This is a genomic window from Candidatus Methylolitoribacter marinus, assembly GCF_051853155.1.
GTDB lineage: Bacteria > Pseudomonadota > Gammaproteobacteria > Burkholderiales > Methylophilaceae > BACL14.
In genome coordinates this window covers 266,027-293,016 of record NZ_CP124221.1, presented here as the reverse complement: position 1 = coordinate 293,016, position 26,990 = coordinate 266,027, and the positions used below count along the sequence as shown (strand labels likewise).

Here is a 26,990-nt window from a genome sequence, read left to right as displayed (position 1 = left end):
TAAATAATAACTTCTAATTAACTAAGGTTTAATGCAGTAAAAATGAAAAAGAAAATAATCATTATTGATGATGATCGAAAAATTCGAGATCTCATTAAGCAATATTTACAAGACCAGGGGTTTGATTGTTCTGCTGGTGAGCATGGAAAAGACTTGGATAAGATGATTCTAAAAAAAAATCCAGATTTAATTATCTTAGACCTAATGCTTCCTGATGAAAATGGCTTAGATATATGCAAACGTCTTAGGGTAAATAAAACCAAAACTCCGATTATTATGTTAACTGCCAAAGGTGATGAAGTGGATCGTATTATTGGGCTTGAGATGGGAGCGGATGATTATTTACCAAAGCCCTTCAATCCTAGGGAATTATTGGCAAGAATTAATTCTATCTTTAGAAGACATGAGATGGAGGTCTCTGAAAAAGTTAATGAGGGATCAGTTAAAACTATTGAATTTGACGACTTCGAGTTCAATCCCCAAGAAAGGTCATTGAAAAAAAATAAAAAAGACATTGATCTAACAAGTGGTGAATTTAGTTTACTGAAAGTATTCATCGAAAATGCTAATCAACCATTAAGCCGTGATCAAATCATGCAGCTCGCAAAAGGGAAAGAGCTAGATGTATTTGATCGAAGTATTGATGTACAAATATCTAGAATTAGAAAGCTTATTGAAGAAGATCCTAATAAACCTAAATACCTCAAAACTAAATGGGGTTTTGGTTACGTATTTGAATTAACTAACATTAAATGACCTTATTCCCAAAAAATCTCCTCAATAGATTAATTTTAATTATTGCCTCATTAATTATTGTTTCTCAATTAATAACAATCAAAGTTTTTGATTATTTTGAAATGGAGCCTCGAGCTGAATCTATGGCTCAAGAAATAAGTACTATCGTAAGATATACTAGGGCAGCAATTCAAAGCGCTTATCCATCCACCCGACTCGAGCTTTTACAATCATTATCTAATATGAGCGACGTCAAAATTGTTCCAGCCTACTATTTTGAAAACATTAAACCACTTCCAGATGAAATATTTTTATCGATGGTGGTAAAAAAAATTAAGCAGAACTTAGGTGAGGACACAATTGTAACTTTGAATCACTATGATATTCCTGGTATTTGGGTTTCATTTGAAATTGGTGATGGATTATTTTGGGCGGTTATTCCTCGTAATGTTTTTGACCGGCCTTTTCCCTGGCATTGGATCGGTTGGGGTATTGTGGTTTTTCTTGTCTCAATCTCAGGAGCTTATTTCTTAACTACACGGATTAACAAACCATTAAATTTACTAATTAATGCAATCAGTAAATTGAAAAAAGGGCTTCCTTTTAAAAAAATACCAGAGGATACCGCAACCGAATTTAAAGAAGTAACAAAAGCATTCAATGAAATGGCTACTAATTTAGCAAAAATTGAAAATGAAAGAAGATTTATTATGGGAAGTGTTTCACATGATATTAGAACCCCTCTTACAAGATTGAAGCTAAGCCTGGAAATGTTGCCAAAAAAATCGGCTTACCTAAAGGACAGCATGGATCAGGATATAGATGAGATAAATCAGATTATTAATCAATTCTTGGATTTTGTTAGGGGTTTTGATGATGAACCAATAAGCTCCTTAAATTTTGGGAATTTTCTAATGGAATTAAAAAAACAGCATACTGTTTTAGGGACTGATTTAAAAATTTCAAAAATTACTCGATCAAAAGATATACCGGCAAATTTATTTATTGATGTTAGACCATTAGCATTTAAAAGATTATTTGATAATTTAATTAATAATGGGGTTAAGTTTTCTAATTCAAATAAAATTGAATTGGTGGCCAAACTGTATAATGAAAAGATAGTAATCAATGTTCTCGATAATGGTCCTGGTATTCCTAAGGCTGAAAGAGAGAAACTTTTAGAGCCCTTTGAAAGGCTTGATCAAGCGAGAGGCTCGATTGGTGGATCTGGATTAGGTTTAGCCATTGCAAATAGAATCGTTATGGTTCATAACGGTAAGCTTGAATTAACTAACAGAAGATCAGGCGGATTAAATGTGAAGCTTACTTTTCCGATCAATAAAGGCTAATTAAACCATTTAATTGTTTTTCTTAATTTTACGACCTCACCAATAATTATAATTACAGGAGATTGAATATCTGATTTAAGAGTTTTTGAAATAACTCTGGAAATTGTGCTCACCATTACTTTTTGTTTTTCTGTAGTTCCTTCTTGAACAAGCGCAATTGGCATATTTTTTCTCATTCCCGAATCAATTAGATTTTGCACAATGGTTGGTAATGAATTTAAACCCATATAAATTACGATTGTTTGATTCTCATGAATCAAATTACTCCAGTTGATATTTAACTTACCATTTTTCTCATGACCTGTAATAAAAATACAAGATTGTGAATAATCACGATGAGTTAGGGGTATCCCAGCATATGCAGACACCCCAGAAGCTGCCGTAATTCCAGGAACCACTTGGAATTTTATTTTTTGAGTCATGAGTTCTGAAATTTCTTCACCCCCTCTTCCAAACATGAATGGGTCTCCGCCTTTTAATCTTAATACCCTGAGTCCTTTTTTCGCGTAATTAACTAACAATTGATTAATTTCTTTCTGCTCAATAGTATGGTTATTTCTTAACTTGCCCGCATAAATCATGAGCGCATCCCTCCTCACGAGCTCAAGAATCTCTTTTGAAACTAAATTATCATAAATACATACATCCGCTTTTTGGATCAGATGGAGCGCTCTTAATGTCAGTAATTCAGGGTCGCCTGGACCAGCGCCAACAAGAAATACCTCGCCACTATGCTTATTCTTAAGTGTCTTAATTAGCTGATTAGAGAGCGCAGTTAGATTAGATTTCGTTATATTTTTCTTGGTTGCAAAGTCATCAAAAAATAACTCCCAGAAAATTCTTCGTTTATTAAATTGTGAAAATGAACTCATGACTTTTTCCCTGATTGAAGCAGAAAAATCAATTAATTGCTTTGTCGATTGTGGAAGCAGTGTTTCAAATTTTTCTCTTAAGTTTCTGGCAAAAACTGGAGCATTCCCTCCAGTTGAGATTGCTACTACTAAATCTCCTCTTTCCACAATAGATCCAAAAGTGCATGTGCATAGGTCTGGCTGATCAACCACATTAATTAAAATGTTATTTTTATTTGCAAAATTAAATAATTTTTTATTAATTTGCTTGTTATCAGTAGCAGCTATAATTAATGAATAGTTGCTATCTAGAGCACTTATATCAAGATTACTTTTTATCTTTTTTAATTTATTTTTATTGATTAAATTTTCAACATTAGGAGAAAATTTCCGGGCTAAAACTTCCACCTTGGCATTGGCTTTAATGATTAAATTAATTTTCCTCTCAGCAATTTCCCCTCCACCCACAACCAGCACAGGTAATTTATCAAGATTTACAAAGAGTGGAAAACGTTTCATAACCAATGTTAACTTTAAGGTGTAATAACTTATAATAATAATCTATAAAAATATATAATTAATAATGACAAAAAAAATATTTATTAAAACGTTTGGTTGTCAGATGAATGAATATGATTCTGACCAAATATCAAACTTAATGGGCAAGATGGATAATTATCAATCTACCGATCAAGTCGAGGATGCAGATCTTGTTGTATTAAATACATGCTCAATCCGTGAAAAGGCTGAAGATAAAGTTTATGGGCAACTTGGAAGATTAAGAAAATTAAAAAATAAGAAGCCATCCATGAAAATTGCGGTAGGTGGTTGTGTGGCTTCTCAAGAAGGTGAAAATATAATTCAACGTGCTCCTTACGTTGATTTGGTATTTGGTCCTCAAACATTGCATAAAATTCCATCACTATTAAAAGAAAATGAAAAAGCTGGCTCTCCTCAGATAGATATTAGCTTTCCTGCGATAGAAAAATTTGATCAGCTACCTCAAGTTAAATCTAATGGTCCATCTGCCTACATATCTATAATGGAAGGATGTAGCAAATATTGCTCTTTTTGTGTTGTCCCTTACACGCGCGGCGAGGAGGTCTCAAGGCCCGCTGAAGACATCATTGAAGAAGTTCTACAACTCACTCATCAAGGGGTAATTGAATTGAATCTTTTGGGCCAGAATGTAAATGCTTATCGATATAAAGATAAAAAAGGATTTGAATATGATTTTGCAGAATTAGTAAATTTTATATCTGAAATTAATGAAATTAAGAGAATACGATTTACTACTTCACATCCTAATGAGATGAATGAAACATTAATCGAATGTTTTCAGAATAATCATAAATTGGCAAACTTTATTCATTTACCTATTCAGTCAGGCTCTGATCGCATATTGTCTGCAATGAAAAGAAACTATCTATATCTAGAATATAAGCAAATTATAAAAAAACTAAAAACTGCATCTCCTGATATCTTAATATCGTCCGACTTTATTGTTGGTTTTCCAGGTGAAACAGATCATGACCACCAACAAACAGTTAAAGCAATTAAAGAAATAGATTTTGACTACAGCTACAGCTTTTTATACAGTCCTCGACCCGGAACACCGGCATCTTATCTAAAAGATACAACGCCTAATGAAACTAAAAAAGAAAGGTTGCAAGAAATTCAAAGCTTAATAAATGAGCAAGGTAAAAATCATACCCTTAAACTCATGCATAGTGAGCAGAGAGTGCTCGTCGATGAAAAAGTGGATGAAGTCACCTTTAAAGGCAAGGCAGACAATAATCGCATTGTTCAAATTCATACTAAACAAAATATTTTGAATCAAATGGTAAACGTAAAAGTCACTAAAACAACTGACAGAAGAATTACTGGGGAACTAATTTAATTGACGACCACTTTCGTACTTGAACCTGAGAATAACAAACAACTCATCAATACCTGCGGACCTTTGGATGAAAATATCCAAGAAATTGCAAAAAAACTTGATATAAAAATTTCAAGAAATGGTTTCAAATTTTCTCTATCTGGGGCTGATCAAAAAATAAAAATAGCATCCGATATGCTCGAACACTTTTATTTAAAAGCAAAAACACCAATCACCCTTGAAGATATCCAACTCAGCCTGGTAAGTGTTAATGAAGAGACTGATTCTGATGACATTGGATTAATTGATCTTAAAACAAAGAAAAACGGTTTGCAAGGGAGAACGCCGCGACAGCAAAGTTACCTCAAGCTTATTCAAGAAAATGATATTAACTTTGGTATTGGTCCGGCTGGAACAGGAAAAACATACCTTGCTGTTGCTTCTGCAATTGATGCTCTTAATAGAGAAAAAATAAAAAGAATTGTTTTGGTGAGGCCAGCAGTCGAGGCAGGAGAAAAATTAGGATTTCTTCCAGGCGACCTTGCACAAAAAGTTGATCCTTACCTAAGACCTTTATATGATGCATTGTACGACTTAGGGGGTTATGAAACGGTCAACAAATGGTTTGAGAAACAAATTGTTGAAATTGCGCCCTTAGCTTATATGCGAGGTCGAACACTCAATCAAAGCTTTATTATTCTTGATGAAGCTCAAAATACAACACCTGAACAAATGAAAATGTTTCTAACTAGAATTGGTTTTGGAACTAAAGCGGTAATCACAGGAGATATTACGCAAATTGATCTTAATAAGGGACAAAAAAGTGGACTATTGGAAATCGAAAGAATTCTTAAAAAAATTCAGGGAATTTCCTTTACCAAGTTTCAATCAAAAGATGTAGTGAGGCATCCTATTGTCCAAAAAATTATCGATGCCTACGACAAAATAGACAATGATTAAAGTCTATATCCAAGATATTGTTAACAAGAGGAATGCTTTAACAGGTCCTGTATGTAAAAAAATTTTTTCATCTGTTTGGAAAAAAGAAGCTGAAATCACTGTTCGGATTACCACTGCTGAAGAATCTCAAGCGTTAAATCATAATTTTCGTAATCAAAACAAGCCCACTAATATACTGTCATTTAATATAGAATCAAACACAACATTAATTGGCGACCTTGTGTTTTGTCACGAGATTATAAAAAAAGAAGCAGAAGAACAAAATAAAAAAATAAAGGATCATTATATTCACCTTGCTTTACACGGTTTTCTACACTTGATGGGACACGATCACGTTAATGAAAAAGATCAACTTAGAATGGAAACAATTGAAATTAAAACTTTGAAATTATTCAATATTCAAAACCCATATATATCTTATGATTAAAAAAAATAATCTCAAATTAATTCCAAAGCTATTAAAAAGAATGATTCAGCCAAAAACTAAAGAAGAGCTATTAATTCTTTTGCAGAAATCATATCAAAATAATCTAATTGATTCAGATTCACTGATGATGCTTGAGGGTGTTCTTGGAATATCTGATATGCAGGCAAGAGATGTAATGATTCCTCGTTCTCAAGTATCATTTATTAACATTAATGACAGTATCGAAATAATTATTGATACTGCACTTCATACGGCCCATTCCAGATTTCCTGTCATTGATGAGGATAATAACAATGTGATCGGTATTCTTTTAGCCAAAGACTTAGTGAGGCTTAATAAAGAAAAAGACCTTGATTTGCGGGGTATTCTCAGGCCACCAGTATATATTCCAGAATCTAAAAAACTCAATGTCCTTCTTAAAGAATTTAGAAGCAATCGCAACCATATTGCGATTGTTGTTGATGAATATGCTGGAATTGCTGGAATTTTAACCATCGAAGATGTCCTTGAGCAAATTGTCGGGGAGATTGAAGATGAGTTTGATTATGATGAAAATGAGGACAATATTATCCAAGAAGAGACGGCTACCTTTCGAATTAAAGCCTCAACAGAGCTCGAAGAATTTAATGAGTTTTTTAAAACTAATTATCCTGTTAAAGAAAATCAAACAGTTGGAGGCTTGGTGATTTCAAAACTTGGCCACTTACCAAAAAAAAATGAGCCAATTCATTTTGACGGATTTGATATAGAAGTTCTTCGAAGAGATAGTAGGCGCTTATATCTCTTAAGATTTTCAGTTAATCTGGATCATGTTGATCAAGATATTTTGAACTAAAAGTTGACCCATTTGCCAGATTACTTCAATTAAAAAATTTTTAAATAATGAAAAAACTTATATTTTTATTCCTACTATTCTCTTTTTCATCTTTTGCTGATGAAGATATTTCTATCTCTGAAGCTCCTCTTGTTGATGAACTTCCAGTGAATGAGTTAGAGTTTGTTGAGACAATTGGTCTACTAACTCCAGATGAGGTTGAAAAGATTTTGGGAGAGCCAAAAAAAATTGTAAACATTACTTTACAATCATCTAAAGAAGTCATTGCTTCATCTTGGTATTATGAAAATATCAACACTGATCATAGTGGGAATTATTACCCAATCACGGAAATTGACATTGTTGATGGTTATATAGAGTCTGTTGTGTTTCTAAACTCGAACATGGACGAAATTGATCGCGTAGAAGGTCAAAAATACGACGTAAAGAGACCAGAAAAAGTTTTCTAAAAACAAATCACAATTGTAGAATAGCTAGATGACTTCTAGCTTACATTATATATGGGCATGTTTACTTGGCTCACTATTTGTTTTTTCGTTTTTACCCTTTGATTTATTTTTTTTACCCTATCTTATTTTCCCTACTTTTTTCTTCATATTGGACCAAAGTGATAAAAAATTAGCGACATCTCTTCTGTTTGGTTTTTTCTTTTTTTCCACTGGACTGTACTGGTTAATTTTATGTATCAATAACTATGGGGGTGCTAGCCTCACCAATGCCATTATTATTTGTTCAATTTTTTATGTTTTTTTGAGTCTTTTTTTTCTACCTTTTGTTTTTTATAAAAAACTTAGCCTTCTCTCAGCCATAGGTTTATTTGTAGTTCTAGAAATAGTTAGAGAATATATTTTTACAGGCTTTCCATGGCTTTCAATTGGATTTTCCCAAACAAATAATCCTTTAGTTAATAATTATTATCAAATGATTGGGAGCCATGGAGTGTCCCTATTAGTGCTTCTAATTAGCGCACTTTTGTATATTTCATTTCGTGATAAAAATAAAAGAAAGTTATCACTATTTATTATTGCATTAATCATTTCAACAAACTTCTTAATAGATTTATATAAGCAAGAATCAACAATTGACGATAATGATTTAAACATTTCCCTCCTCCAGGGAAATGTTAATCAAACAATAAAATGGGATACAAATACACTGGAAGAACAAATAAACGTTTATATTGAGCTTCTTAACCAAGCACAAGGTGAAATCATCATCTTCCCTGAAACAGCGATCCCCTTGATATATAAAGGTTACCCCAAAAATTTTAATGAAGCAGTTGAAAACAAAATTAACGAAAATAAATCGGTCATCATTGGTTCAATCTTTGAGGATAATGGCCATTATCTAAACGGCGCCATCATTAAAGAAAAAAATAAAGACCAGTTTTATTTTAAAGAACATTTAGTCCCCTTTGGAGAGTATTTTCCCCTTGTCGAATACTTTGGTTTTTTTTATGAAAAAATCTTAGATATTCCTTTTTCAAATTTAATACCCCCTAAAGTAAAAAATAACACTATCCACATTAAAGATCACAATATTGGTTTAAATATTTGTTACGAGGATATCTTTAAAACATCATATGATAAATTCAATGAAGCTGATTTATTTATAAATCTGACCAATGACGCCTGGTATGACAGATCTCCAGCTGCGCATCAACATTTACAGATTGCTCAGGCAAGGGCAATGGAATATCAAAAGCCAATTGTACGCGCGACTAATACTGGGGTGACGGCTTATATTGATGCACAAGGAAAGGTGCAAAATCAGCTACCCATATTCACTACAGACATTCTTGAACTGAGTGCACAAACTAATAAATCTAAAACTATTTTTGCAAAATATGGATATATTCCACTTTACATCATATTGTTTTTTATGCTTTTCGCTGACAAAGTACCCTTATCGGCTTTATTGAAGGTCAAAAAGAAAGTAAAATCACTATCTAATTTTTAAATATACAAATAATGACCTTTCAAGAATTAATTTTTAAACTTCAACAATACTGGGCTGATCAAAGCTGTGTAATTATCCAACCCTATGACCAAGAAGTTGGCGCAGGAACATCCCACACGGCAACTTTCTTGAGAGCAATTGGTCCTGAACCATGGAAAGCGGCTTATGTTCAACCTAGTCGTCGCCCCAAAGATGGTAGATATGGTGAAAATCCAAATCGCCTACAGCATTATTATCAATTTCAAGTTGTTTTAAAACCATCTCCAGAGAATATTGTTGATTTATACATTGAATCGATTAGATCACTTGGTTTTGACCTCAACAAAAATGACTTAAGACTTGTAGAAGATAATTGGGAAAACCCTACCTTAGGAGCATGGGGTTTGGGCTGGGAAGTCTGGTTAAACGGAATGGAAATAACTCAATTTACCTATTTTCAACAAGTTGGAGGAATTTCTTGCAAGCCCATTACAGGCGAAATCACATATGGTCTTGAAAGACTAGCAATGTATATTCAAGGAGTTGATAACGTTTTTGATCTTCAATGGAATGAGGCAACAACATACCGTGACGTTTTTCTACAAAATGAAATAGAACAAAGCGCTTATAACTTTGAACATAGTAATGTCGAATTTCTTCAAGCAGCTTTCTCCAGTCATGAAGAACAATCTAGGTATCTCGTTGAACAAAAACTAGCACTTCCTGCGTATGAGCAAGTTTTAAAAGCAGCGCATACCTTTAATTTATTGGATGCCAGAGGTGTAATTAGTGTTACTCAAAGAGCGAGTTATATTGGAAAAATTAGAAATATATCTCGATTAGTTGCTGAAAGTTATCTTAATAGTCGCGCAGAGTTAAAATTTCCTTTGGCTAACAAAGATCATGCAATAGAAATTCTCAAAAATTTAGAGGATCAGAAAGCATGAGTGAAAATACTCTACTGTTTGAACTGTTATGTGAAGAACTTCCTCCAGCCTCACAAAAACAGATGTCTGACTTTTTAGCTACGGAAATTTTTAATCAGCTGAAACAAAATAAATTTACCTTAACAAATGCCGATTTAAAAATCTACTCAACTCCAAGACGGATTGGTTTTAAGATTAGCCATATTGCGAATCAAAGTCCGGATGAATTAACCGAAATTAAACTAATGCCAAAAAAAATTGGCTGGGTTGAGGATCAAGCTTCTGCGCCAATGATCAAAAAATTAGAGAGTTTAAATTTACTTGACCTAAAAGATTCGCTTGATAACTTTATAATTCGAGATGAAGTTTTATATGCTAAAAAAAATATTGAAGGTGTTCATCTTGTTGATTTTATGCAAAAAGAATTAAATCAAGTATTGAAAAGAATGCCTATTGAAAAAGTTATGTCATACCAATTAGCTGATGGTTGGACATCTGTTAATTTTGCAAGGCCAGCAATCAATCTCATATGCATGCATGGTGGTGAAATTTTAGATATCGAAATATTGGGACTTAAAGCAAACAATTTTGTCCATGGCCACCGCTTTGAGAGCATAGATACAATAAGCCTAAAGAATGCTGACCAATATGAACGGATGCTCGAGGAAAAGGGTAACGTCATTCCTCAATTTGATAAACGTTATGATGAAATTCAAAATCAAATTTCTTGCTTGATAAACAATCTAGGTGATAACTTTTCATGTCCTACAGATAATGAACTATTGGAAGAAGTCACAACTTTAGTTGAAAAGCCTAATGCATTGCTAGGGTCTTTTGACAGCCAATTCTTAGATATCCCATCTGAATGTTTAATTCTATCCATGAAAAGTAATCAAAAATATTTCCCTGTTCTTAAAAATAATCAACTCACCAATAAGTTTATTTTGATCTCTAATATAAAACCCGAAGATCCATCCCTGGTAGTCAAAGGAAATGAGAAAGTAATTTATCCAAGATTAGCCGATGCTGAATTTTTCTTCTCCCAAGATAAAAAAAGATCTCTCACCTCAATGGTCAGTGATTTAGATAATATTGTTTATCATCAGAAACTAGGGTCTCTGAATGAGCGCTGCTTGCGAGTGAGTAAAATTTTCAACTACATCAAAGAAAACACGACACTGCACTCAAATCATAACAGTGTTCATTTAGCTCAACTGGCAAAAGCAGACCTTAGTTCTCTAATGGTTGGTGAATTCCCAGAATTGCAGGGCATTATGGGTAAGTATTACGCCTTATCTTCGAACATGGATGAAGATTTTGCACAAGCCATTGAAGATCATTACAAGCCGAAATTCTCTGGAGATGAGCTACCTCAGAATGACTCCTCTATACTGTTATCTCTTGCGGATAAATTTGTGACTTTAATTGACTTATTTTCTATTGGGGAAAAACCTTCAGGTGTTAAAGATCCTTTTGCATTAAGACGTGCGGCTATCTCAATCATCAGAATTTTAATTGAATGTGATATCAATCTTGATTTAATTGAACTAATAAATAAAAACTTTCCAAGCGACCAAGAAGAAAATAAAGATTATCTAATTGATTTTATTTTTGATCGTTTGCAAAATTTTATTAAAGATCGTGGTTATGAAACGCTTGTAGTTCAGTCAGTGTGTGATAGCAAGCCACGACTTATTAACGATATTATTTTAAAAGTTGAAGCAGTAAATGAATTTAAAAAAATTGATATCAGTGAGAATCTCGCACAATCCAATAAAAGAGTTTTGAATATACTAAAAAAATATGAAAATTCATTAACTGAAAAAGTTAATCAAGACTTACTAGAGTCTGATTCTGAAAAATTACTCTATCAATCCATCCTAAAAGTAACTGAAAACAATAAAATTTTTCTAGAAGCTAAAAACTATAAGAGCTTATTAAATAATCTAATTAACTTATCTGAACCAATAGATAAATTTTTTGAAGACACTATGGTTAATGCAGACAATAAAAATATTAAGCACAATCGACACCTTTTACTCTCCGATCTGAACAAAGCGATGAATATCATTGCTAATCTATCGGTGCTAGGAACCTAAAATGAAATTAGTTATTCTTGATCGAGACGGTGTTATAAATCAGGATTCAGCGAACTATATTAAAAATGAAAACGAATGGATTCCAATTCCTGGAAGTCTGGAGTCCATTGCTCAACTAACTCAAAATAATTTCAAAGTGATTATAGTGACCAACCAATCTGGCATTGGCAGAGGTGTCTACTCAATGGAAAACCTAAATCAAATTCATCGTAAAATGCATCGCTTACTCGCAGATATGGGTGGAAGGATAGATTCCATTTTTATCTGTCCTCATACCGATGAAGATGAATGTGAATGCAGAAAACCAAAACCAGGAATGTTACTAGAAATAGAAAAAGTTTATGGAGCCAGCTTACACAAAGTTTATGGTGTTGGTGATTCTCTCAGAGATCTTCAGGCATTTGATGCAATTAAAATGCAACCGATCCTAGTTAAAACTGGAAATGGACAACAAGTCCTAAAACAAAAAAAATACCCAAAAAAAACTAAAGTCTTTAAAAATCTTAAAGATGCTACACAGCACATCATAAAGTCATCATGATAAAAGTAAGGTCTTTTATTTTCTATTTAGGAATGTTCCTTTTCACTATTCCATTTACTCTTTTATCATTATTTACATTTCCGCTTGCACAAAAATATCGATACGGATTTATTTCTTTATGGGCAAAAACAATGATTCCTTGGTTGAAATTTTCATGCAACTTAACGTTTGAAATATATGGATCTGAAAATATTCCAAAAAAACCTTGTATTGTATTCTGTAACCATCAGTCTGCTTGGGAAACACTTGCCCTTCAAATAGCCCTGCCTCAACAAGTTTGGGTCTTAAAGCGTGAATTACTGCTGATTCCTTTTTTTGGCTGGGGTCTGTGGCTTACCTCTCCCATCGCGATTGACCGTACCTCGGGGAAAAAAGCATTATTACAGATGTTTAATCAAGGTTTGACTAAAATACAAAAAGGTTTTTTCATCATTGTATTTCCAGAAGGAACTCGAGCTAACTTAAATGAAGATAAAAAATATCACATTGGTGGCAGCTGGTTAGCAAAAAAAATTGATTGTCCTATCTTGCCAATTGCTCATAATGCAGGATATTTTTGGCCGAAAAATAGCTTTCTCAAATATCCTGGAAAAATTACTATGAAAATAGGTCCTTTAATCGATACACAAGAACTTTCAACCGATCAAATCAATGAGGTTGCAAAAAAATGGATTAATAAGAATGTGGAAAAAATTACTCTCTAGTCGAAAAGCACCAACAAGAGAAAAAAGATCTATATACATCAATGGTGAATTAGTTGAATTTACACATATAAAAAAATCAAAAAAAAATATTAGTTTAAAAATTGATCCAGATGGATTAATAGTTTCAACCCCCTTTCACACTGATGATATTTATATTCAAAATGTCATTGAGAAAAAATTTGATTGGATTAGCAAATATTTAAAACAAATATCTTCTCAAACAAATTCTGAAAATAAACAAGTTGATATAATTTCAATTTTAGGTGAAAAATACAAAGTCATTCCAAAAGATCATTCAATAGAAATTAATCATGAAGATAAAATTATTTTCTGTAAAACTAACTTAGTGAGTGATGTAAAAAAAATTGTCAAAAAATTTGCTCTTGAATATTTTAAAAACCGTGTTTCATCTTATGAAAATATTTTAGAAATAAAGCCATCTAATATTCAATTAACCAATGCGAAAACAAAGTGGGGCTCTTGCTCCAATGATAAAAATATAAGATTAAGTTGGAGATTGATTCAAACATGTCCTGGAATCATTGACTATGTGATTAGTCATGAATTGGCTCATTTAAAACATATGAACCATTCAAAATTATTTTGGCATGAAGTAGAAAGAATTTGCCCTAATTATAAAATCTATAAAAAACAACTTAAGGATCAATCTCTTTCCTTGTTCACACTAGATTAATAGTTTATTGATATCCTCGACCATTAACATAGTATTTGTGCCATATGGAAACCTAATTCTAACTCGACCACTCTTGTCAATGATATATATACCTGCAGAATGATCTATAGTGTAATCATTTCCTTGCGGTACCGCTTGATAAAATACTTTGAATTGATCTGCTACTTTTTTTATTTGTTCTTTCGAACCAGTCAATCCCGTCATATTGTCACCAAAGCGTGGGATATAGTTTTTTAATTCCTCAACAGTGTCTCGACCAGGGTCAACGCTGATAAAGAGTACTTTAAATTTTTCTGGTTGATTCAATTGCTCAGTGATCAATTTCAACTCAGTTAAAGATGTTGGGCAGATATCTGGGCAATTCGTAAAACCAAAAAATACTGCAATTACATTTCCCAACAAATTATTTGAGTCAAACTTTTCATCATCATGAGACGTTAACTCTATTCTTCCATTTAATTGAGCTTCAGTAATGTCAGAGCCATGAAAATTTAAAGTATCACTTCCACATGCACTTAAAATAAGGAATAATATGCAGAATAGTTTTTTAAACATTTATATTGATGTAGTTCATTAATTAAAAAATCACATTCTAACAAATATTAGGAAAAAAAATGGCAGTAATTCAATCAATGTCTGATCGTGATGGGTTAATCTGGTTTGACAAAAAAATGACTCCTTGGCGTGAAGCTCAGACTCATGTTCTCACGCACACGCTGCACTATGGTTTGGGTGTTTTTGAGGGTGTTCGAGCTTATGAGGCGGAAAAAGGAACTGCTATTTTTAGATTAAAAGAACATACCAATCGTCTATTTAACTCAGCTCATATTGTGAGCATGGCGATGCCCTACTCAAAAGATGAAATCAATCAAGCTCAAATTGACAGTGTGAAAGAAAATAAACTTAAATCTGCTTACATTCGTCCCATGGCATTTTATGGATCTGAGGGTATGGGTATATCTGCAAAAACGCTCTCTACTCATGTGATTGTAGCTGCATGGAGCTGGGGAGCTTACATGGGTCAAGAAGCATTAGAAAAAGGAATAGCTGTGAAAACATCTTCTTTTTCTCGCCATCATGTGAATGTCACCATGTGTAAAGCAAAAGCTAATGGTAATTATATGAATTCGATTCTGGCTCATCAAGAAGCAATTAATGATGGGTATAATGAAGCGTTACTTCTAGATACACAAGGTTTTGTATCTGAGGGTTCTGGTGAAAATATATTTTTAGTAAAAAATGGTCATCTAATTACGCCTAGCCTATCTTCCGCTTTAGAGGGAATCACACGAGACACAATTATAACAATTGCCAAAGCTCATAATATACAAGTGATTGAAAAAAATATTACTCGTGATGAGGTATACACTGCAGACGAGGCATTTTTTACTGGCACAGCTGCTGAAGTTACTCCAATTAGAGCACTTGATCGACGCAATATTGGCAAAGGAATTCGTGGAGAGGTTACTGAATTTCTTCAAAAAACATATTTCGATGTAGTTTCTGGAAAAAATACAAAATATGGTGACTGGCTCACCTATGTCTAAAAATCAACAAAAAGTATTCGAAGTTGATAAAAAAGATCTGCCTGTCTTTTGCCCGCCTAAAAATCCTAACTTTTGGGCTCTTCATCCAAGAGTATATTTAGATCACCATGGCAAAGATACAGTTAATTGTCCCTATTGTGGAACAATGTATAAGATTATTTAACAAACTTTACTTGCTCTATTTTTGAGAAACCTGTCAGCTTTTTAATCTTAGATAAATAAGTTTCTTCATTTTTACTGATCATCAATAAAATAGCTTTTGTATCTTGTTTTGTACATTGAGGATTTATCTGATCAATATATCCAGCTAACACCTTCAAAACAGCTTCCGTGGTATCGACAATCTGTATGTCTGGAAGCAACTTTTGCAATTTATTTTTTATGAGTGGGTAATGTGTGCATCCCAAAACTAATGTATCCACATCTTCTTGAAGCAATTCATTAATTATTGGTAATAGAATCGCGTCTAACTTTTTATTAGATGTCGATTGATTCTCTATTTCCTCAACCAAGCCCACACCCGGTATGATGCAAATTTTATGATGATCTGATGTAAATCGATCAACAAGAGAGATAAATCTTGAGCTTTTGATTGTTCCTTCAGTCGCCAAAATACCGATCTTATTATTTGTAGTTAAACTGATTGCTGGCTTAATGCCAGGTTCCATTGCAACTATTGGAAAGTTAAACTTATCTCTTAATGCATTTGCAGCATAAGCTGTAGCAGTATTACATGCAATGACTGCGGCTTCAATAGAATAATATTGATTTAAACTGGAAAATATCTCGCATACCCTATTTTCAATAAAATCTTTAGTTTGAAGACCATAAGGTAGATTGAGATTATCTGCTACATAAATTAACTGCTGACTTAAATTCAAAGAAATTATTTCTTTGAGAATCGATGTGCCGCCCAAGCCTGAATCAAAAATAATAATTACTGGTGTATCTTGGGCCATAAATTTCATATAATGTGTATACAAAGGACAATCAAAAATTATGGCTGATAGATTAACACATATTTATACAAAAACTGGTGACGATGGAGAGACATCTCTAGGCAATGGTCAGCGCGTTAAAAAAAATTCCATCAGAGTCGAGTGCCTTGGATCAATTGATGAATTAAATTCCATCATTGGTTTAATTCTAACAGAGGTTATTCCTGAGAGAATTAAAAATGTACTAACTGAAATCCAACATGACTTATTTAATATTGGTGGTGAATTATCTATTCCAAGTCATAAACTATTAGATTTAAAAAGGGTCGATTTTTTAGAAATTGAATTAGATGAAATGAATAAAAAACTTCCACCATTAAAAGAGTTTATTTTGCCTGGTGGTTCAAAATCGGCTGCTTTTGCTCACGTTGCAAGAACAGTATGTCGGCGCGCTGAAAGAAAATGTATTAATTTAAAAGAAATTGAGGCTATCAACAGCTCTTCTCTATATTATTTAAATCGCCTATCAGACTTCCTTTTTGTTCTGGCCAGGACACTAAATCAAGAAAATAATGTCCCAGATACCCTTTGGAAGCGCAGTTGACATCAAGTTCTTCTCATAAAAAAATTTCTAATCAATATTCTATAAATAACAAATCAATACCAAGCTATGTATTAGAAGTTATAAAAAAATTACAACAATATGACTTTCAAGCCTTCATGGTTGGCGGATGTATAAGAGATTTACTACTTAATATACAACCCAAAGACTTTGATATCGCCACCAATGCTCATCCAGATCAAGTCACTGCTATTTTTAAAAATTCGAGAATTATAGGCAGGCGCTTCAAGATTGTTCATGTCAGAATTGATAGGCAAATTATTGAAGTTTCTACATTTAGAAAAAAACCATCAGAAGTCAATAAGCTAAGAAATGGAGTGGTTCAAGATAACGCATACGGCACAGTTGAGGAAGACGCTCAAAGACGAGATTTCACAATGAATGCTATATTTTATGATCCTATTAATGATCATTTGTTCGACCCATTTAATGGTAAAAAAGATATTGAAAATAGGAAAATTAATTTTATTGGAGAGCCTGAAGATAGAATAAATGAAGATCCAGTTAGGTTATTAAGAGCAATTCGCTTTCATGCAAAACTTGAATTTAATCTGGGATTAACATTAAGCAATATTAAGAAGTACATCCCACTATTAGATAATGTTCCTTACTCAAGAATTTTTGATGAGATGATGAAGTTTTTTTTAACAGGTCATGCAAAACGAAGTATCTTCGTATTAAAAAAATATCAATTGCTTGATTTATTTTTTCCTTTCTTATCTGATCATTCTCTAGATAAAAATAGTCTACTTATTCATGGGATGGACAATACAGACTCAAGGGTCAAGGAAGGCAAGACTGTCAACCCGGGTTTTCTAATGGCTGTGATTTTATGGGACGCTTTTAATCATTCACTTAAAATAAATGATTCCAAATTAACATTAGATTCTCAAATTAAACATTTCTTTAATAAAACAAATCCAAACATTTTTATCCATAATCGTTTTATAAAATATATTTCAGATATTTGGAGACTGCAGCCAAGGTTTACAAAACTCAAAATAAGATCCGTGTACAGACTTTCCAATCACCCAAGATTTAGAGCTGCCTATGATTTTCTACTGCTAAGATGTAACTCTGATCAAGAAGAAAAAAAATATGGTGAATGGTGGACAAAATGGCAAGAGGCCAGTGAACCAACAAGAAAAAAATTATTAGTAACTAAAGAGTAATATGCATCAGGTATATTTAGGCTTAGGCAGCAACATGTCAAATCCTTTAAAGCAATTAAAGGACGCTATCCATTCAATCAACAATTTAGAAAAAACTACTGTAAAAAAAAAATCAAATGTATATGAATCTCTTCCAGTTGGCTATTTAAATCAAGCAAATTTTCTTAACCAAGTGATATCAATTGAAACCAATTTATTGCCTAAAGAATTATTGCATCACTTTCAAGAGATAGAAAAAAAACAAAAAAGAATTAAAAGAATATTCAATGGACCCAGAACCATTGATATCGATATTCTTTTATTTGATGATTTATGCATGAATGAAAAAGAATTAATTATCCCTCACCCTAGAATGATGGAAAGGGCATTTGTAATGATTCCATTGCTTGAGATTGAACCATTAATAAAAATACCCAAAATAAACAACCTCGAAGAATTTTTAGGTAAACTTGACATAAAAAATATTAATAAATTAAATGATAAATCCCTTTAAAAGATATCCATATATTGTGGTTGAAGGTCCAATAGGCTCTGGTAAATCTACTTTATCTAGAATGCTCAGTGAAAACTTTGGCTCCAATTTCATTAAAGAAAAAGCTGATCAAAATCCTTTTTTACCAAAGTTTTACAAAAATATGGCTCAATATGCTCTTCCTACTCAATTATTTTTTCTTTTTCAACGAGCTGAACAAATAAATGATATAAAACAAAATGATTTCTTTCACAAAGGCACAGTGGCAGATTTTTTTATTTATAAAGATCCAATTTTTGCTCAACTCAACCTAGCTGAAGAAGAGTTAAAGCTTTATAAACAAATTTATCAGTTTCTTGAGCTTAAAGTACCAAAACCAGACTTGGTCATTTATCTTCAGACACCTGTTGAACTATTAAAAAAAAGGGTGGAGAGGCGAAGCATTAATTATGAAAAAACAATTTCTACTGAATACCTAGAAAAAATAGCTGAAGCTTACAGTAATTTTTTTCACTTTAAATATAATCAAAAACTTTTAATTGTGAATAACGAAAATCTAGATATTCTTGATGATCCTGCAGCCATTTCAATGTTGGTAGATAAGATTGAACAATTATCGTCTACAAGAGAATTTTTTAATCCTCAAATAATCTAAAGGCATGATTAATAAACTAAAGGTTAAAAAAAATAATTTTTTAAAAATCATGAGTTGTTATGATGCAACATCTGCAACTATGGCAAACCTGATTGGATGTGATGCCATTTTAGTTGGGGATTCCATAGGGATTCTCAATTTAGGTTATAAAAATACCACTGATGTAAATTTAAAAAATTTAATAGAGGTTCTAAAAATTATAAAAAAAGTAACGTCATTGCCTATCATTGCTGACCTTCCATCACACTCATTAATAAATAATCAACTGGCCATATCTCACGCAAAAAAACTAATTAAATATGGCGCAAATATAATAAAAATAGAAGGTCATGATGAAATTAGTCAACTGGTTGCTACATTAACAAAAAAAAATATAGATATTTGTACTCATATAGGCATCACACCACAAAAATATTCAACAAAAAAAACACCTGCTGAATATGCCAGAATAGCAAGAGAACATGAATGCTCAGGAGCAAAACTGATTGTCCTTTCAAAAATGTCCAATGCATCAAATAAAAAAGTCTCAGAAAATATTTCTATACCAATAGTTGGTTACAAAAATACGAACTTCTGCAACGGAAAAGTTGATGTAATGTATGCTGCGCTTGGTTTATTAAAAGGTGATGAAATAAAAATTAATATCAATCAACAAAGTACAGTTTTTAAACAACTAATTAATTTTTTCCAAAAAAACTCATGAAGACTATTAAAAGTATTCAAGAGCTGGGTAATTGTATTTTACAAAAAAAAGAGATTGCTTTTATACCAACCATGGGTAATTTACATGATGGTCACTTAGCTTTAGTTCGCAAAGCACGCAATCTGAATAAACTAGTTCTGGTATCCATTTTTGTTAATGAAATACAATTTAATAGTGCAGCAGACTATAATTCTTACCCAAGAACCCTTAAAGAAGATCTTATAAAATTACAAAAAGAAAATGTTGACATTGTTTTTGTTCCCAATAAAAAACAAATGAACACGATCAATAACTTTATCACCTTCGATTTAAAAAAAATGCAGCATGGTTTATGTGACAAAAATAGACCTGGTCATTTTGAGGGCGTTATCAGTATCATAGCTCGTTTTTGCAATATTATTCGACCCAGTTACTTGATAATGGGGAAAAAAGATTATCAACAATTGTTTATTGTAAAAAAATTTTTAAATGAATTTTGTTACCCCATTAAAGTTTTATCAGTCAATACTAAACGAGAACAATCGGGACTTGCTATGAGCTCTAGAAACTCATTGATTGCAAAAAAACATCTGCTTATTGCCCCAATGCTTTATCAACAACTTACGTATATCAAAACAAACTTAAAAAAAATTTCCAGTCTTAGCTCGATAGAAAAAAAAGTGGCTAGTGAATTAGAGAAAAATGGCTGGAAGGTAGAATATGTGACGATACGTTCACAGAAAACTTTATTTATACCGACTTGTAATGAAAAGAAACTAGTTGCACTCGTTGCTGCATATTTAGGGAAGGTCCGCTTAATTGACAATATTGAATTTTGCATCTAAATATATCTGAGTTTATAATAGCGAATTACAAATTATTTGGTGTTTTAACTTTATGTTAAGAAGAATGTTGAAATCAAAGTTACATCGAGTAACCGTTACTCACTCTGAATTGGAATATGAAGGTTCATGTGCGATTGATATTAATTTACTCAAAGAAGCAAATATCAATGAGTATGAACAAATTGCAATTTACAATATTACCAATGGAGAAAGATTTACAACCTATGCAATCTCCGCTGAACAGGGGTCAGGTATCATTTCAATAAATGGAGCAGCTGCCCATAAAGCCAACCCTGGTGATATGCTAATTATTGCGACATATGCAGATTACAATGAAATTGAATTAGAGAAATATTCCCCTTCATTGGTTTATGTGGATAGTAAAAATAACATTACCATCACGAAAAATTCCATCGACATTCAAGCTGCCTAAAATTTGATTTCAGGAACAAAATTAAATCAATTCATAATTAACTCTTTAGAGGATATTAAAGCTTTTGATATTACTGTGATTGATGTTAGAAAAAAAACATCTATCGCAGATTACATGATCATTGCTTCAGCCAATTCAAATAGACAAACCAAGGCATTAGCTAGACATTTAAAAGATACTCTTAAAGAAATTGGTAAAAGTGTTGCAAATATCGAAGGAGAAGTAGACGGAGAATGGGTTTTAGTGGACCTCAACGAAGTTCTTGTTCACATCATGCTGCCAACCACTAGAGCTTATTTTAATCTTGAAGAACTTTGGCAATCGTAATTGATTATCAAAATAATCAGCATTGGTTCACAACCACAAAAAGATATAAATCAATTAATCGAATCATACACACAAAAGATCTCTGCATACTCAAAGGTTGAGTGGCTCAACCTTCAATTAAAATTGAAAGATAAGAATATTAAAATCAAGAAAGAGCTTGAGTCACAAAATATTCTTTCCAAAATCGATAGTAATGCTTTTATCGTAAGCTTAGATGAAAAAGGACAAACTTTTTCATCTGTTGAGTTGTCACAACAAGTTGAAAAAATCATGTTAAATCATTCAAATATAAATTTTATTATTGGTGGCGCTGATGGCCTAGATCAGGGAATCCTTGAAAAAAGTAACTTAGTAATGAGTTTATCTCATTTAACTTTACCTCATCAGTTAGTCAAAGTCTTTTTGATTGAACAAATTTATAGGTCTTATTCTATTATCAATAATCTCCCCTACCATCGTGAATAAACCGTTTTCAAAATCATTAGTATGGCTTCGAAGAGACCTTCGCCTGCATGACAATACTGCGTTATTTAATGCAGCCTCTCAATCAAACTCTATTAGTATTTGCTTTGTTTTCGATACAAATGTTTTAAGTAAACTAAAAAATAAAGAAGATCAGAGAGTCGATTTCATTCATCAAATATTACAAGATATCAAACAAACTTTAAAACAACATAATTCTGACATTTGGATAGTACATGGTGACCCTATCCATGAGATACCAAAACTAGCTAAATCAATCAATGCCGATGCTGTTTTTGTGAATAGAGATTATGAAAAATATGGTGTAAATCGTGATGATGCGGTCCAAAAAAAATTATCCGGATTGAATAAAAAATTCGAATCTTTTAAAGACCAGGTCTTATTTGAAGCAGATGAAATTGTGACAAAAAATAATACTCATTATTCTGTATTTTCTCCTTACAGAAATAACCACCTTGAAAAGTTACTTGCTAGTGGCTCTGGAATAAATACATACAAACTAGATGATATCAATTTTGAAAAATTTACCATTGATAAAATGCTAACACTCAATGACATTGGCTTTGAAAGTTCAAATATTTCATCTTTTCAGATCGCTACAACTAATCAAGGTATTCAGTCACAAATTAATGAATTTCAAGATAGGCTTGAGCATTATGATCAAACAAGAAATTTTCCTGCGATTAAAGGTGTGTCATACCTCTCTGTTCATAACAGATTTGGAACTATTTCAATCAGGGAAATAGCGAATATTTGTTTAAAAAATTATGTAACGCCTGGTTCAAAGTCATGGTTAAACGAATTGATTTGGCGTGATTTTTATTTTCAAATCATTGTTAATTTTTCACATGTGCAAGATGGTCGCTCCTTTAAACAACAATACGATAATTTGCAATATGAAAATAATGAGTCCTTTTTTGAATCGTGGAAGCAAGGCAGAACAGGTTTTCCAATAGTTGATGCAGCCATGCGACAATTAAATACAACAGGATATATGCATAATCGGTTGAGAATGATCGTAGCCTCTTTCTTAACAAAAGATCTTTTGATTGATTGGAGATGGGGTGAAGAGTATTTTAAAGAGAAGTTAATTGACTTTGATTTTTCGGCAAATAATGGTGGTTGGCAATGGGCAGCCTCAGTTGGTTGTGATGCTCAGCCATGGTTTAGAATTTTCAACCCAATACTCCAATCACAAAAATTTGATAGTGATGGTAAATTTATTAAAAAATACATCCCAGAATTAAGTGCGTTTGATAAAAAAAATATTCATGAACCTCATTCTAAATTTGCGCCTAAGGATTATCCTAAACCAATTATTGACCACGCTATCCAAAGACAAAAAGCACTAAAAATGTTTGAGCACATCAATGCTGTTGCAAAAAAACAACATTAGTCTAAATATTTTCTCTACTTTATGTTTTTTTCTAAAATCTTCGAAGACTTTATATACGAATTATTAGATAATATGCCTAATGAACTTCATAAATATCCTTAAAAATTTCACCTTATTGGTATTAATCCTGGTTTTGGGAGGTTGTGCTTCAACTAATAATCCTGATCCATTGGAAACTATGAATCGTGGAATTTATAAATTTAATACTGCTTTTGATGACACTGTAGCCAAACCCGTAGCTAAAGGCTATAAAGCCATAGCTCCATCTTTTGTTGTGAAGGGAATAAATAATTTCTTTAATAATATTAGAGATATAGTGACGGTTGTTAATGACCTTCTCCAGTTTAAAGTCAAACATGCTCTTAATGATGCAAGTCGAGTTGCTATTAATTCCACGATTGGTATTTTGGGCTTCATTGATGTGCATACAATGACTGGTGGAGAAAGACGAAAAGAAGATTTTGGACAAACACTTGGACACTGGGGTGTGGGTTCGGGTGCCTACATTGTTATTCCATTTTTTGGACCATCGACAATTAGAGATGGTTTTGGTTTGGTCGCAGATACCCTGTATTTTGATCCAATTAGTTATATCAGTGATGTTAGAACTAGAAACCAAGTTAGACTGAGTCAATTTATTGATGCCAGAACTGAACTACTTAATGCATCGGATATCCTTGAAGAAGCATCAATTGATCCATATGCATTCCAACGTGATGCCTATCTTCAATATCGTGACAACCTTGTGAAGGATTCTAATGGATCCGTCAATTATGAAGATGAGAATTTACTATCTGACGGATTTGAGCCTTTTACTCAAGAAGAATTAGTTTCATCAGCACCTACATCAAACTAATTAATCTAATAATCTCTTAGCTTGCCCCAACAGCCATCTTCTCAATCAATACTGAGCCAATATATTTAGAGCTATTAGAATTTATATCATCTGCGATACTAGTAATATCCATCGCCATATCCTTTAAATTTCCTGCGATGGTAATTTCTTCAACAGCATGCTGAATCTCACCATTTTCAATATAAAGCCCAGCTGCGCCCCGAGAAAAATCGCCATTGACCATATTCACCCCATGTCCAAGCAACTCTGTAATAAGAAACCCTTTTTTTATATCTTTAATCATTTGGGCAAGAGAGATGTTGTGATGCTCAAATATCAAATTGTGAGTACCCCCTGCATTTCCAGTGGTTGAAAGATTCAATTTTTTTGCTGAGTAACTTGATAATAAATAATGCTTTAATTCACCCCGATCAATAAGAGTGTTATCAAAAACCTCTACCCCTTCATCATCAAAGTAAGTCGAAGCATGGCCTTTAGGCAATAGTGGTTGTTCTCTAATAGTTAATCCATCAGATGCTATTTTTGTTCCAACAGTATCAAGTAAAAAAGAGTTTTGTCGATACAAATTTCTCCCTGATATTGCAGATAGAATTGGATTTATTAAAGAATCAGAAATAGTATTATGAAAAATAATTGGATAGTTTCCAGTCTTAATTTTTTTAACGTTTAAGCGATCAATCGTATTTTTTGCAGCTTCCTCGCCAAGCTGAATTGGGTTTTTAAGGTCTTGAAAATCTCTGACATTTGAATAATCATAACTTCTTTGCATTGTTTGACCTTTTGACCCTATCACAGAACAATAAAGCGAATATCTTGAGCCAGGAAAACCGCCAAAGAATTTATTAGAATTTGCATACATAAATATTGAAGAGCTATAGTTTATGCTGGCCCCTTCAGAATTGGTAATTTGCTCATCATAAGATTTAGCAGCTGACTCGGCTTGTTTTGCAACCTGTAACATTTCATCAAAGCTTAATTCCTGTGGATAAAAAATATCCACAGACCTTGTTTGTTTTGGATGCAAATCTTGTTCAACGATACCAAAATATGGATCTTGTTCAGTGACTTTGAGCATATTGAGTGAATTATCAATTAGATGTTGAATGGTTTTTTTTGAAAAATCAGAAGACGAAACAACACTTTTTCTTCCATTTAGATAGAGGGTTAACGAGATATTTTTATCATTATTAATCTCAAACGTTTCAATATCTTCATTGCGAACAGTTAAATTTTTACCGGATGAGATACTTATATCTACCTCGGCAGATTCAACGCCTTGTTTCTTGGACTGCGTTATAATATCTTCACAGAGATTTTTTAGTTTTTCTTCGGTATAACCGAGAATTTCGTTATGCATAAAAATCCTAAAACTAACTAATAATATTGCCCGTTATCATATGGAAGATTCAATAAAAAGTAAAACTCAATTAAAAAAAGAAGCTGATGACATACAGCATTTTGGTATTGAAATATCTAATCTTGCAAATCATAAAATAAAAGAGCTATCACTAAGTGATGAAATAAAAGAAGCTATTATTTTCTACAAAGAGATAAAAAAAAATAGCGCTAAACGAAGGCAGGCTCAATTTTTAGGAAAATTATTACGAGACTTCGATCTAACCCATGTGACCAAAGAAATGGAGACTTTAAAAGGCTCCTTAAGACTTCAAATCAAATTTGAACATGAGGCAGAGCTATGGAGAGATAAACTCGTTAATGATCAAACAACACTGGCTGAATACATCGATGAATTCAAACCTGACTTAACTAATTTGAATCAAACAATTAATGCTGCTCGCAGAGAATATGAATCTAATAAAAAAAGTAAAAATTACAGAAATCTTTATCGGATTATTCTTGATGATATAAAAAAGCTTAGATCTGCACCTTGATATTATTTAAGTTGCCATTTCGCATGAAAGCAATTTCTACAATACTGCCTTTGTTCTTTATTAGCTCTTTAATAAATTCATTTGGTTCATTTAGTATCACGCCATTTATACTCATGATTCGATCTTTTCTTTCGATTCCTGAATTTGCTGCTGCAGAGTCTTTGATTACAGCTACAACAAACAAACCACCATCTTCATATCTTTCGTCATCTTGAGAAAAACTAATTAAATGCGTTCCAAATAAAGGTTGAGGTAATTTTGCCCAGTAGGATACATAGAAATCAAACATGGCGTCTGAATCGGCGAGATCATTTTCATCAATAATAATTTCTTCAATTTTTCCTTCATCATCTAATTTTTTCTTTTTAATATTTTCTCTGGCTCTTTTGATTGCCGTAGCTCTGGTTGCTTCATTAATTTGGCGATCATAAACTAATACAGTATCTGCCTTAATTTTCTCTCCGAACACTAATGCTTCCGCAGGCGGCACATATGTCCCAGCAAAAGATGAAAAACCCATCAAGTCATACCCCTCTTCCAACATCATGATATTGTCTTTATCTTTATCCCAACCACGGTAAATTTCAGTCTTAGCATTTGCGTTAAGTGATTTAAGGTTTTTATCTCCTTGTTGTTGAAAATTTTTTTCAAACATATTCTCGGCATGAAGATTTGGTAAAATAAGAAATGTGAGTAGGGCAATTATGTATTTTTTCATGATCTCTTCTTTAA

General features: G+C 32.5%; 32 protein-coding genes. 27 read left to right on the top strand and 5 right to left on the bottom strand.

The window, feature by feature from the left end:
* Positions 1–42: 42 nt before the first annotated feature.
* Both QFA95_RS01520 and QFA95_RS01515 read left to right on the top strand, forming a co-directional pair.
* On the top strand, positions 43–756 hold the full coding sequence (locus tag QFA95_RS01520; RefSeq protein ID WP_486463085.1) for a response regulator: 714 nt from the start codon (positions 43–45) through the stop codon (positions 754–756).
* Positions 753–2,084: an ATP-binding protein gene (locus QFA95_RS01515; protein ID WP_486463084.1), complete on the top strand. Its 1,332-nt coding sequence runs from the start codon at positions 753–755 to the stop codon at positions 2,082–2,084. The genes QFA95_RS01520 and QFA95_RS01515 overlap by 4 nt, the downstream gene beginning before the upstream one ends.
* On the opposite strand, the gene cysG is transcribed toward QFA95_RS01515, so the two are convergent.
* Positions 2,081–3,454 carry a siroheme synthase CysG gene (gene cysG / locus QFA95_RS01510; RefSeq protein ID WP_486463083.1) on the bottom strand — a complete coding sequence of 458 codons (1,374 nt, stop codon included), beginning with the start codon at positions 3,452–3,454 and terminating at the stop codon, positions 2,081–2,083. The two genes, QFA95_RS01515 and cysG, sit on opposite strands and share 4 nt — an antisense overlap.
* Before the next feature lie 64 nt (positions 3,455–3,518).
* Here cysG and miaB point away from each other — a divergent pair, with 64 nt between their 5' ends.
* From miaB to QFA95_RS01455, 11 genes are read left to right on the top strand one after another with little or no spacing between them, the layout of a single operon-like run.
* Positions 3,519–4,835 (top strand): tRNA (N6-isopentenyl adenosine(37)-C2)-methylthiotransferase MiaB, encoded by a 1,317-nt coding sequence (gene miaB, locus QFA95_RS01505; RefSeq protein WP_486463082.1) that lies wholly within the window; start codon positions 3,519–3,521, stop codon positions 4,833–4,835.
* Positions 4,836–5,774 (top strand): PhoH family protein, encoded by a 939-nt coding sequence (locus QFA95_RS01500; protein WP_486463081.1) that lies wholly within the window; start codon positions 4,836–4,838, stop codon positions 5,772–5,774.
* Positions 5,767–6,201: an rRNA maturation RNase YbeY gene (gene ybeY / locus QFA95_RS01495; protein ID WP_486463080.1), complete on the top strand. Its 435-nt coding sequence runs from the start codon at positions 5,767–5,769 to the stop codon at positions 6,199–6,201. Before QFA95_RS01500 ends, ybeY begins: the two co-directional genes overlap by 8 nt.
* Positions 6,194–7,036, top strand: coding sequence for a CorC family transporter (locus tag QFA95_RS01490; RefSeq protein ID WP_486463079.1), 843 nt, complete (start codon positions 6,194–6,196; stop codon positions 7,034–7,036). Before ybeY ends, QFA95_RS01490 begins: the two co-directional genes overlap by 8 nt.
* Before the next feature lie 47 nt (positions 7,037–7,083).
* Positions 7,084–7,485 carry a hypothetical protein gene (locus QFA95_RS01485; protein ID WP_486463078.1) on the top strand — a complete coding sequence of 134 codons (402 nt, stop codon included), beginning with the start codon at positions 7,084–7,086 and terminating at the stop codon, positions 7,483–7,485.
* Between the two features lie 28 nt (positions 7,486–7,513).
* Complete coding sequence (gene lnt / locus QFA95_RS01480) at positions 7,514–8,995, top strand: apolipoprotein N-acyltransferase (protein WP_486463077.1); 1,482 nt, start codon at positions 7,514–7,516, stop codon at positions 8,993–8,995.
* A gap of 11 nt (positions 8,996–9,006) precedes the next feature.
* Complete coding sequence (gene glyQ, locus QFA95_RS01475) at positions 9,007–9,921, top strand: glycine--tRNA ligase subunit alpha (protein ID WP_486463076.1); 915 nt, start codon at positions 9,007–9,009, stop codon at positions 9,919–9,921.
* Entirely contained in the window at positions 9,918–11,999 is a 2,082-nt protein-coding gene (gene glyS, locus QFA95_RS01470; protein WP_486463075.1) for a glycine--tRNA ligase subunit beta, read from the top strand. Before glyQ ends, glyS begins: the two co-directional genes overlap by 4 nt.
* 1 nt (position 12,000) lies before the next feature.
* Complete coding sequence (gmhB, locus tag QFA95_RS01465; protein ID WP_486463074.1) at positions 12,001–12,540, top strand: D-glycero-beta-D-manno-heptose 1,7-bisphosphate 7-phosphatase; 540 nt, start codon at positions 12,001–12,003, stop codon at positions 12,538–12,540.
* Positions 12,537–13,244 carry a lysophospholipid acyltransferase family protein gene (locus QFA95_RS01460; RefSeq protein ID WP_486463073.1) on the top strand — a complete coding sequence of 236 codons (708 nt, stop codon included), beginning with the start codon at positions 12,537–12,539 and terminating at the stop codon, positions 13,242–13,244. Before gmhB ends, QFA95_RS01460 begins: the two co-directional genes overlap by 4 nt.
* A complete protein-coding gene (locus tag QFA95_RS01455; RefSeq protein WP_486463072.1) occupies positions 13,222–13,938 on the top strand; it encodes a M48 family metallopeptidase in 717 nt (238 codons plus the stop codon). Before QFA95_RS01460 ends, QFA95_RS01455 begins: the two co-directional genes overlap by 23 nt.
* Here the strand turns inward: QFA95_RS01455 and QFA95_RS01450 are convergent.
* The gene (locus QFA95_RS01450; RefSeq protein ID WP_486463071.1) at positions 13,930–14,493 is read right to left on the bottom strand and encodes an SCO family protein; all 564 of its coding nucleotides are present in this window, start codon (positions 14,491–14,493) and stop codon (positions 13,930–13,932) included. The genes QFA95_RS01455 and QFA95_RS01450 overlap by 9 nt on opposite strands.
* 59 nt (positions 14,494–14,552) lie before the next feature.
* Between QFA95_RS01450 and QFA95_RS01445 the strand changes: the two genes are divergently transcribed.
* Both QFA95_RS01445 and QFA95_RS01440 read left to right on the top strand, forming a co-directional pair.
* Complete coding sequence (locus QFA95_RS01445) at positions 14,553–15,485, top strand: branched-chain amino acid transaminase (RefSeq protein ID WP_486463070.1); 933 nt, start codon at positions 14,553–14,555, stop codon at positions 15,483–15,485.
* Positions 15,478–15,648, top strand: a complete 171-nt coding sequence (locus QFA95_RS01440; RefSeq protein ID WP_486463069.1) for a zinc-finger domain-containing protein — start codon at positions 15,478–15,480, stop codon at positions 15,646–15,648. Before QFA95_RS01445 ends, QFA95_RS01440 begins: the two co-directional genes overlap by 8 nt.
* On the opposite strand, the gene murI is transcribed toward QFA95_RS01440, so the two are convergent.
* The gene (gene murI / locus QFA95_RS01435) at positions 15,641–16,444 is read right to left on the bottom strand and encodes a glutamate racemase (protein WP_486463068.1); all 804 of its coding nucleotides are present in this window, start codon (positions 16,442–16,444) and stop codon (positions 15,641–15,643) included. The two genes, QFA95_RS01440 and murI, sit on opposite strands and share 8 nt — an antisense overlap.
* Positions 16,445–16,484: 40 nt before the next feature.
* On the opposite strand from murI, the gene QFA95_RS01430 reads away from it, so the two are divergent.
* From QFA95_RS01430 to QFA95_RS01380, 11 genes are all read left to right on the top strand, one after another.
* Positions 16,485–17,027, top strand: a complete 543-nt coding sequence (locus tag QFA95_RS01430; RefSeq protein WP_486463067.1) for a cob(I)yrinic acid a,c-diamide adenosyltransferase — start codon at positions 16,485–16,487, stop codon at positions 17,025–17,027.
* On the top strand, positions 17,012–18,217 hold the full coding sequence (gene pcnB, locus QFA95_RS01425) for a polynucleotide adenylyltransferase PcnB (RefSeq protein ID WP_486463066.1): 1,206 nt from the start codon (positions 17,012–17,014) through the stop codon (positions 18,215–18,217). The genes QFA95_RS01430 and pcnB overlap by 16 nt, the downstream gene beginning before the upstream one ends.
* Before the next feature lies 1 nt (position 18,218).
* Positions 18,219–18,710 carry a 2-amino-4-hydroxy-6-hydroxymethyldihydropteridine diphosphokinase gene (folK, locus tag QFA95_RS01420; protein WP_486463065.1) on the top strand — a complete coding sequence of 164 codons (492 nt, stop codon included), beginning with the start codon at positions 18,219–18,221 and terminating at the stop codon, positions 18,708–18,710.
* Entirely contained in the window at positions 18,694–19,344 is a 651-nt protein-coding gene (locus QFA95_RS01415) for a deoxynucleoside kinase (RefSeq protein WP_486463064.1), read from the top strand. Before folK ends, QFA95_RS01415 begins: the two co-directional genes overlap by 17 nt.
* A 4-nt stretch (positions 19,345–19,348) precedes the next feature.
* Positions 19,349–20,047, top strand: coding sequence for a 3-methyl-2-oxobutanoate hydroxymethyltransferase (locus QFA95_RS01410; protein WP_486463063.1), 699 nt, complete (start codon positions 19,349–19,351; stop codon positions 20,045–20,047).
* Positions 20,044–20,871, top strand: a complete 828-nt coding sequence (gene panC / locus QFA95_RS01405) for a pantoate--beta-alanine ligase (RefSeq protein ID WP_486463062.1) — start codon at positions 20,044–20,046, stop codon at positions 20,869–20,871. The genes QFA95_RS01410 and panC overlap by 4 nt, the downstream gene beginning before the upstream one ends.
* Positions 20,872–20,923: 52 nt before the next feature.
* Positions 20,924–21,304, top strand: coding sequence for an aspartate 1-decarboxylase (gene panD, locus QFA95_RS01400; protein ID WP_486463061.1), 381 nt, complete (start codon positions 20,924–20,926; stop codon positions 21,302–21,304).
* 3 nt (positions 21,305–21,307) lie between these two features.
* Positions 21,308–21,631 carry a ribosome silencing factor gene (gene rsfS, locus QFA95_RS01395; protein ID WP_486463060.1) on the top strand — a complete coding sequence of 108 codons (324 nt, stop codon included), beginning with the start codon at positions 21,308–21,310 and terminating at the stop codon, positions 21,629–21,631.
* Positions 21,632–22,096, top strand: coding sequence for a 23S rRNA (pseudouridine(1915)-N(3))-methyltransferase RlmH (locus QFA95_RS01390; protein ID WP_486463059.1), 465 nt, complete (start codon positions 21,632–21,634; stop codon positions 22,094–22,096).
* Positions 22,089–23,510: a cryptochrome/photolyase family protein gene (locus QFA95_RS01385; protein ID WP_486463058.1), complete on the top strand. Its 1,422-nt coding sequence runs from the start codon at positions 22,089–22,091 to the stop codon at positions 23,508–23,510. The genes QFA95_RS01390 and QFA95_RS01385 overlap by 8 nt, the downstream gene beginning before the upstream one ends.
* 79 nt (positions 23,511–23,589) lie before the next feature.
* Positions 23,590–24,366 (top strand): MlaA family lipoprotein, encoded by a 777-nt coding sequence (locus tag QFA95_RS01380; RefSeq protein ID WP_486463057.1) that lies wholly within the window; start codon positions 23,590–23,592, stop codon positions 24,364–24,366.
* A gap of 16 nt (positions 24,367–24,382) precedes the next feature.
* Here the strand turns inward: QFA95_RS01380 and QFA95_RS01375 are convergent, their stop codons facing one another.
* On the bottom strand, positions 24,383–25,723 hold the full coding sequence (locus tag QFA95_RS01375; RefSeq protein ID WP_486463056.1) for a TldD/PmbA family protein: 1,341 nt from the start codon (positions 25,721–25,723) through the stop codon (positions 24,383–24,385).
* A gap of 40 nt (positions 25,724–25,763) precedes the next feature.
* Between QFA95_RS01375 and yjgA the strand changes: the two genes are divergently transcribed.
* Positions 25,764–26,258, top strand: a complete 495-nt coding sequence (gene yjgA / locus QFA95_RS01370) for a ribosome biogenesis factor YjgA (protein ID WP_486463055.1) — start codon at positions 25,764–25,766, stop codon at positions 26,256–26,258.
* Here the strand turns inward: yjgA and QFA95_RS01365 are convergent.
* Positions 26,242–26,976 (bottom strand): PDZ domain-containing protein, encoded by a 735-nt coding sequence (locus QFA95_RS01365; protein ID WP_486463054.1) that lies wholly within the window; start codon positions 26,974–26,976, stop codon positions 26,242–26,244. The genes yjgA and QFA95_RS01365 overlap by 17 nt on opposite strands.
* Positions 26,977–26,990: the final 14 nt, after the last annotated feature.